The organism is Cellulomonas hominis (genome assembly GCF_005239125.1).
GTDB lineage: Bacteria > Actinomycetota > Actinomycetes > Actinomycetales > Cellulomonadaceae > Cellulomonas > Cellulomonas hominis_A.
In genome coordinates this window covers 1-6,750 of record NZ_SZYE01000200.1, presented here as the reverse complement: position 1 = coordinate 6,750, position 6,750 = coordinate 1, and the positions used below count along the sequence as shown (strand labels likewise).

General features: G+C 76.3%; 4 protein-coding genes and 1 pseudogene. 3 read left to right on the top strand and 2 right to left on the bottom strand.

The genetic code is table 11. The features are described 5' to 3' along the window. Positions 1-487 (top strand): annotated as a pseudogene (locus tag FA014_RS20175) (hypothetical protein); the annotation flags it as partial. Positions 488-665: 178 nt separating this feature from the next. Here the strand turns inward: FA014_RS20175 and FA014_RS16915 are convergent. Both FA014_RS16915 and recQ read right to left on the bottom strand, forming a co-directional pair. After that, positions 666-1,622, bottom strand: coding sequence for an AEC family transporter (locus tag FA014_RS16915; protein ID WP_154730809.1), 957 nt, complete (start codon positions 1,620-1,622; stop codon positions 666-668). After that, positions 1,622-3,775: a DNA helicase RecQ gene (recQ, locus tag FA014_RS16910; RefSeq protein WP_419178429.1), complete on the bottom strand. Its 2,154-nt coding sequence runs from the start codon at positions 3,773-3,775 to the stop codon at positions 1,622-1,624. Before recQ ends, FA014_RS16915 begins: the two co-directional genes overlap by 1 nt. Before the next feature lie 226 nt (positions 3,776-4,001). Here recQ and FA014_RS16905 point away from each other — a divergent pair, with 226 nt between their 5' ends. After that, positions 4,002-6,203: an endo-1,4-beta-xylanase gene (locus tag FA014_RS16905; protein WP_154730808.1), complete on the top strand. Its 2,202-nt coding sequence runs from the start codon at positions 4,002-4,004 to the stop codon at positions 6,201-6,203. A 108-nt stretch (positions 6,204-6,311) separates the two neighbouring features. Next, on the top strand, positions 6,312-6,467 hold the full coding sequence (locus FA014_RS16900) for a hypothetical protein (RefSeq protein ID WP_154730807.1): 156 nt from the start codon (positions 6,312-6,314) through the stop codon (positions 6,465-6,467). Positions 6,468-6,750: the final 283 nt, after the last annotated feature.

Genomic DNA, 6,750 nt, shown 5'->3' with positions numbered 1-6,750 from the left:
GGACGGGGCCGTGGTCGGCGTGGCCGGCGCGGGTGGGGCCGGGGCCGCGGGCGGCGGTGCGCGGCGCCCGGGTGGCGCCCCGGACTGGCTCGCCCCGGCGATCGCGGCCGTGCAGGGGCGCACCGTCGAGCAGATCGCCGCGCAGGGCCGCGTCGACAACCCACGGTGGTCCGAGGAGGAGGTCCTCGGGTGGGCCGAGGCGAAGGCGCGCGTCGACCCGCGGCTCGTCGACGTGCCGCACGACTGGCTCGGCCGGGACTGGGTCGAGGCGCTCGCGGACGTGCGGGTGCCGGTCACGCTGCTGACCGCCGCGCCGGGGCTCGGCGTCGTCACCCGGCGCCAGGCGGCGCGGGCGGCGGAGCTGCTGGGCGACCGGCTGACGCACGTGGCGTTCCCGGACGCCGGGCACAACATCCGCCGCGAGTCCCCGGCGCGGTACCTCGCGGCCCTGGACGCCGCCGTCGCCCGAGCCGACGCGACCCGCTGACCGCCCGGCGCGCCGACCGCGGCGCGCCCCCGGCGAGCGAGGACGGAACCGCGCGATCGGTGGTTCGGGCCGAGATCGGTGCCTGCAACCACCGATCTCGCGCGGAACCGCCGATCTCGCGCACCCGGCGGGGGCGTGGGCGCGCGTGGCGTGGGTGGGCGTGGCGCGGGGCGGCGGGTCAGCCGAGGACGGCCGCGATCACCAGGAGCGACGGGACGGCGAGGACCGTGGTCACCAGGCCCGCGTCCCGCGCGAGCGCGGTGCCCTGCCGGTACTGGATCGCGTACACGAGCACGTTCTGCGCCGTCGGCAGCGCCGACACCACCGCCACCGCCAGCAGCGCCTCCCCGTGCAGCCCGAGCAGCGTCCCCAGGCCGATGGCCAGCGCCGGGTGCACGACCGCCCGCAGTGCCGCGACCAGGGCCAGGTCCCCGCGCGGCGCCTGCTCGCCGACGACCCGCGGCGCGGCGAGCGACATGCCGAACGTCAGCAGCGCGAGCGGCGGGGCGGCGGCACCCAGCAGCTCGAGCGGCTGGAAGACCACGGCCGGCAGCGTGACCGGCAGGGCGGCGAGCACGATGCCGGTCAGCGTGCCGATGATGACCGGGTTCCGCAGCGTCCGCCGCAGCACGGAGCCCAGCGTGCCGAGCGCCCCGGCGGGGGCGGTGCCCGCGACCACCTGGTCCGAGGCCCGGCGCCGCGCGTCGAGCACCACCATCGCGAGCGGCCCGAGCACCAGCTGCTGGTAGAGCGTCGGCGGGACGACGGACACGACGCTGCCCAGCAGGTACGCGGTGAGCGGGATGCCGATGTTCCCGGCGTTCACGTACGACGACGCGAGCACCCCGACCACGACGTCCCCGGCCGGCCGTCGGCGCACCAGCCGGAGCACGGCGGCGGCGACGAGCGCGACGAGGGTGGTGGAGGCGAAGGTGACCAGGGCCGACCGCGACAGCAGCAGGTGGAGGTCGGTGCGGCCGATGGTCGCGATCAGCAGCGCGGGGGTCGCGACGGTGAACGCGGTGGCGGCGAGCACCCGCTGGGCGTTCTCGCCGAGCACACCGGTGCGCCCCACGAACCAGCCCGCTGCGACGACGACGGCGATCGTGCCCAGCGCGGAGAGGACGGCCGGCATCAGGCGTCGGCGCCTCCGGCGGGCCCGCCCGTGGCCTGGTCGTCGTCGTCCGCGAACAGCCCGACGGACGCCGCGTCGCGCGCGACCTCCTCCGCCGTCGGGGGCTCGCGGCCCTCCAGCGTCGCGATGACGCCGGGCCCGTACCGCTCGAGCTTGGCCGCGCCGACGCCGCCGATCCGCGACAGCGCGTCCAGGTCGGCGGGCTGCGCGGTGGCGATCTCCCGCAGCGTCGCGTCGTGGAACACCACGTACGCGGGGACGCCCTGCTCCTTGGCCGCGGCGGCGCGCCACGTGCGCAGCCGCTGGAACACGGCTGCCGCGTCGTCGCCCAGCTCGGCCGCCGCCTGCGCCGCCGCGGCCTGCCGCGCGCCCGAGCCCGACCCGGAGCCGGAGCGCGACCGGCTCCGCGTCGTCCGCGTCTCCTCGCGCAGCGGCACCGGCCGGTCGCCGCGCAGCACCTCGGCGCTCGCGGGCGTCAGACGCAGGGTCCCGTAGCCGTCGGCGTCGACCGCGAGCAGCCCCTGGGCGAGCAGCTGGCGCACGACGCCGCGCCACTGGGCGTCGGACAGGTCGGCACCGACCCCGAACGTCGACAGCTCGGTGTGACCCAGCTGCTCGATCCGGGAGGTGCGCTTGCCGAGCAGGATGTCGACGAGGTGGCCGGCGCCGTAGTGCTGGTTGCGCTCGCGCTCCAGCCGGACGACGGTCGAGAGCAGCTTCTGCGCGGGGACGGTGCCGTCCCAGGTGGTGGGCGGCGACAGGCAGGTGTCGCAGTTGCCGCACGGCTCCGCGTCCTGGCCGAAGTAGGCGAGCAGCTGCACGCGCCGGCAGGTGACCGTCTCGCACAGCGCGAGCATCGCGTCCAGGTGCGCGGACAGCCGGCGCCGGTGCTGGGCGTCGCCCTCGGAGGTGTCGATCATCCGCCGCTGCTGCACGACGTCCTGCAGGCCGTAGGCGAGCCACGCGGTCGACGGCAGCCCGTCGCGGCCGGCGCGGCCGGTCTCCTGGTAGTACCCCTCCACGGACTTCGGCAGGTCGAGGTGCGCGACGAACCGCACGTCGGGCTTGTCGATGCCCATGCCGAACGCGATCGTCGCGACCATCACGAGCCCGTCCTCGCGCAGGAACCGGGACTGGTTCCGGGCGCGCACCTGCCGGTCGAGGCCCGCGTGGTAGGGCAGCGCGGGCACGCCCTGGGCGGACAGGAACTCGGCGGTCTGCTCGACGGAGTTCCGCGACAGGCAGTAGACGATGCCGGAGTCGCCGTCGTGCTCGGACCGGATGAGGTCGAGCAGCTGCTGGCGCGGGCTGGCCTTCGGCACGATGCGGTACTGGATGTTCGGCCGGTCGAACGAGGCGACGAACTGCCGGGCGTCGGTGAGCTCGAGCCGCTCGGCGATCTCGGTGCGCGTGGCGGCGGTCGCGGTCGCGGTGAGCGCGAGCCGCGGGACGCCGGGCCAGCGCTCGTGCAGCACGGACAGGCCGAGGTAGTCGGGGCGGAAGTCGTGGCCCCACTGGGACACGCAGTGCGCCTCGTCGATCGCGAACAGGCTGATCGTCGCGCGGTCGAGCAGGGCCATCGTCTCGGGGACCCGCAGGCGCTCCGGCGCCAGGTAGAGCAGGTCGAGCTCGCCGTCGAGCAGCGCCCGCTCGACCTCGCGGCGCTGGCCGTGGTCCTGCGTGGAGTTGAGGAACCCGGCGCGCACGCCCAGCGCGGACAGGGCGTCGACCTGGTCCTGCATGAGCGCGATCAGCGGGGAGACGACGACCCCGGTGCCCGCCCGGACGAGCGCCGGCACCTGGTAGCAGAGCGACTTGCCGCCACCGGTCGGCATGAGGACGAGGGCGTCCCCGCCGCCGACGACGGTGTCGATGATGTCCGCCTGCTCGCCGCGGAACGCGTCGTAGCCCCAGACCTGCTGGAGCACCTCGAGCGGGGCGCGGCCGGTGGTGGCGTCGTGGGCGGGGTGCTCGACCGGGCGGGCTGCCGCGGGGTCGCCGTGCGCGGCGGCAGCCCGGTCGTCCCGGGGGTCGGGGCGTGCGGCGGGTGCCGCGCCGCGGCCGGCGTGCCCGGGCTCGTAGGGCGGCTCCTCGGCCGGGTCGTACGGCGGCTCGTCCGGCAGCGGCCACTCGTCGTCCCATGCCTGCGTCACGCCGTCCACCCTATCGGCGGCCGCCGCCCCGCCACCGCGGTCGTCCACAGGGTGCCGCTCCGGCCCCCAGAACGGTCTTGTGACCCGCTGCGGGATGTGGATAGCGTTTTCGACAACGATCTCCATCCGGACGCCGACGTCCGGAGGCCGCAGCCGGGTCCGCCCGGTCGGGGACGTGCCCTGCGGCGCGGCACGAGGCCGGGCCGCCTGATCGCGATGGAGCGACATGCACCCCCATGCCCCGCATCACCGCCGGCGGCGCCCCGCCGGCACGACGTCCCCCGGCGGTCACCCGGGACCCCGGCCCGCGCGGCGCCGTGCCGCCGGTGCCGCGGCCGGCCTCGTCGTCCTGCTGGCCGCCGGCGGCGCGCTGCCGGCGTCGGCGTGGGCCGACGACGACACCCACCGGGTCCGCGTCGAGGTCGCCGGCGACGGCTCGGCGGGCCTGGTCGACGGCGACGGCACCTACCGCGCCGGCGACACGGTCCGCCTCACGGCGCTACCCGCCTCCGAGGCGACGACCTGGGGCGGGTGGACGTCGGAGGAGCTCGGCTGGATCGGCGCCCGGGTGCACGAGTTCACGATGCCGGACGGCGACGTCCACCTCGCGACCTCCTTCCGGGACCGGGCACCTGCGCTCACCGAGGCGTACCGCGACCACTTCGACGTCGGCGCCATCTGGGGGCCGCAGAGCTATGCCGACCCGCGGAGCTCGGCGGTGATCGCGCGCGACTACGGCGTCATGACGGCGGAGAACGCGATGAAGCCGGAGGCGCTGCTGCCCGACAGGAACATCGCCGACGACGGGACCGTGACCTTCGACTGGTCGACCGCGGACGCCTTCGTCGAACAAACCCGCGCCCGCGGCATGCGGGTGCACGGGCACGTCCTGGTCTGGCACTCCCAGTCGCCGCCCCGGCTGAACTCCGGGACCACGGGCGGGACGCGCGAGCTCGCCCGGCGCAACATGGAGCGCTACATCCAGGAGGTGCTCACCCGCTACTCCGGGCTGATCCCGACCTGGGACGTCGTGAACGAGGCGTTCATCGACTCGGTCGCCGCGTTCGACCCGGCGACCGACGACTGGCAGGACTTCCTGCGCGGCGGCCCGCGCGGCGGGACGTCCAGCTGGTACCGGGTGTACGCGGAGGGCGCCGACGCGTCGGCGGGCGAGTCCGCCGGCGACTTCGTCTACGACGCCTTCGTCCTCGCCCGGCAGCACGGCCCGGAGGTCTCGCTCCAGTACAACGACTTCAACCTGTTCGAGTCCAGCGGCAAGGCCCGGGCCGTCGTGGCGATGGCCTCGGAGCTGAACGCCCGGTACGCGCAGGAGCACCCGGAGGACGACCGGCTGCTGATCGAGGTCATCGGGATGCAGTCGCACGACTACATCAACCAGACGCCCGCGCTGGCCTGCACGGGCTCGCGCGTGCCCGACCTGGTCGACCCGGTTGCCGAGGAGTGGCAGTCCGGCGCGTGCTCGGACCGGCAGTCGCTCGAGGCGTCCATCCGGTTGTTCCGGGACGCCGGGCTCGAGGTGGCGATCAGCGAGCTCGACCTGCAGGTGTTCGAGGCCTGGGACGCCATGCCGCAGGGCGTGAACAACAACGACCTCGCCGACTACGTCGACCTGACCGACCCGTCGGCGAAGGACCTGTTCCACCGCGAGGGCGCCACCTACTGGGTCGGCAAGATCACGAACCGCGCGGAGCTCGAGGCGATCCAGGCGCAGCGGTACGCGGAGTTCTTCCAGGTCTTCAGCGCGTACTCCGAGGGGATCGAGCGCGTCACGTTCTGGGGCCTGACGGACGCGGACAGCTGGCGTCGGAACCACAACCCGCTGACGCTCAACCGCGACTACTCGGAGAAGCTCGCGGCGTGGGCCGTCGCCGACCCGGTCGGCTGGCTCACCCGGGACGAGGCCCCGGCGCCGTCCCCGGAGCCGACGCCGTTCGCGGGCACGGTCTCCACGGCGCGGGTGGCGCCGGGCGGCGAGGTCCGGGTCGACGGCCGGGGCGCGACCCCGGGCGGCGTGGTGCGGGCCGAGCTGCACTCCGAGGTGGAGGTCCTCGGGTCCGTCGACGCCGGGCCCGACGGGGCCTACGCCCTCACGGTGCGGATCCCGGGGCACGTGCTCCCGGGCGCGCACACCCTCGTCGTCGTCGACGAGGCGACAGGGGCCCGGTGGGCCGTGCCGATCACGGTGACCGACCCCGCGCGGGTGCCGGGAGGAGGTCCGGACGACCCCGCGGGCGGCACCGCAGGCGGCACCGGAGGCGGTGCGGGCGGCGGTGCGGCCGAGCCCGCCGGCTGGCCGGAGGCGCTCGCGGTGACGGGTGCGGGCGCCGCCGCCCTGGTGCTCGTGGCGACCGTCCTGCTGGCAGCGGGCGGCGCGACCCTGGTGGTGTCCCGGCGTCGACGGGCATGACCGCACGGCGGTGACGGGTGCCGGGGCGCGCGGTGCGGTGCGCCCCGGCACCCTGCGGGGCGGGCGCACCCGCCGGAGCGCCGGACCGGGGTCGACGGCCCGTGTCGGGTGACCGCCGTCACAGTCGGCCCCGGGGTCGAGGCACTAGACTCGCCCGGGGCCGATCGGCCCGACCCGCACGACGGCGAGGAGGTGGACGCGATGGACGACACCGCGAGTAGTCGGCATCCGTCGACGCCCGTCGTGCTGCGCGCGCAGGCCTGAGCCGCCCCGAGGGGCGGGCCGGACCTGCGCGGGACGCCCGGCGCGGCGTCGACGGAGCACCCGCGCCGCGCACCGCGGCGCCGCCCGATCCCGTCACCGCCCCGCGCCGTGACGTCCCGCCCGTCCGACGCCCGACCGCGTGCCCGCCCGTGCGTGCCGTGGACCGGCCTCGACGGACACCCGTGCCGACCGCGCCCGCCGTGGTCGCGACCGCCGACCGTGCCGTGCCGCCCTCCGCGGGCGTCCCCTTCCTGCGAGGGGCTCCCGCGGGCGCCGGGGTGCG

Excerpts from the sequence above, each read along its gene's own strand:
- FA014_RS16915 (WP_154730809.1), bottom strand. The coding sequence starts at position 1,622 with ATGCCGGCCGTCCTCTCCGCGCTGGGCACGATCGCCGTCGTCGTCGCA.
- FA014_RS16905 (WP_154730808.1), top strand. The coding sequence starts at position 4,002 with ATGCACCCCCATGCCCCGCATCACCGCCGGCGGCGCCCCGCCGGCACG.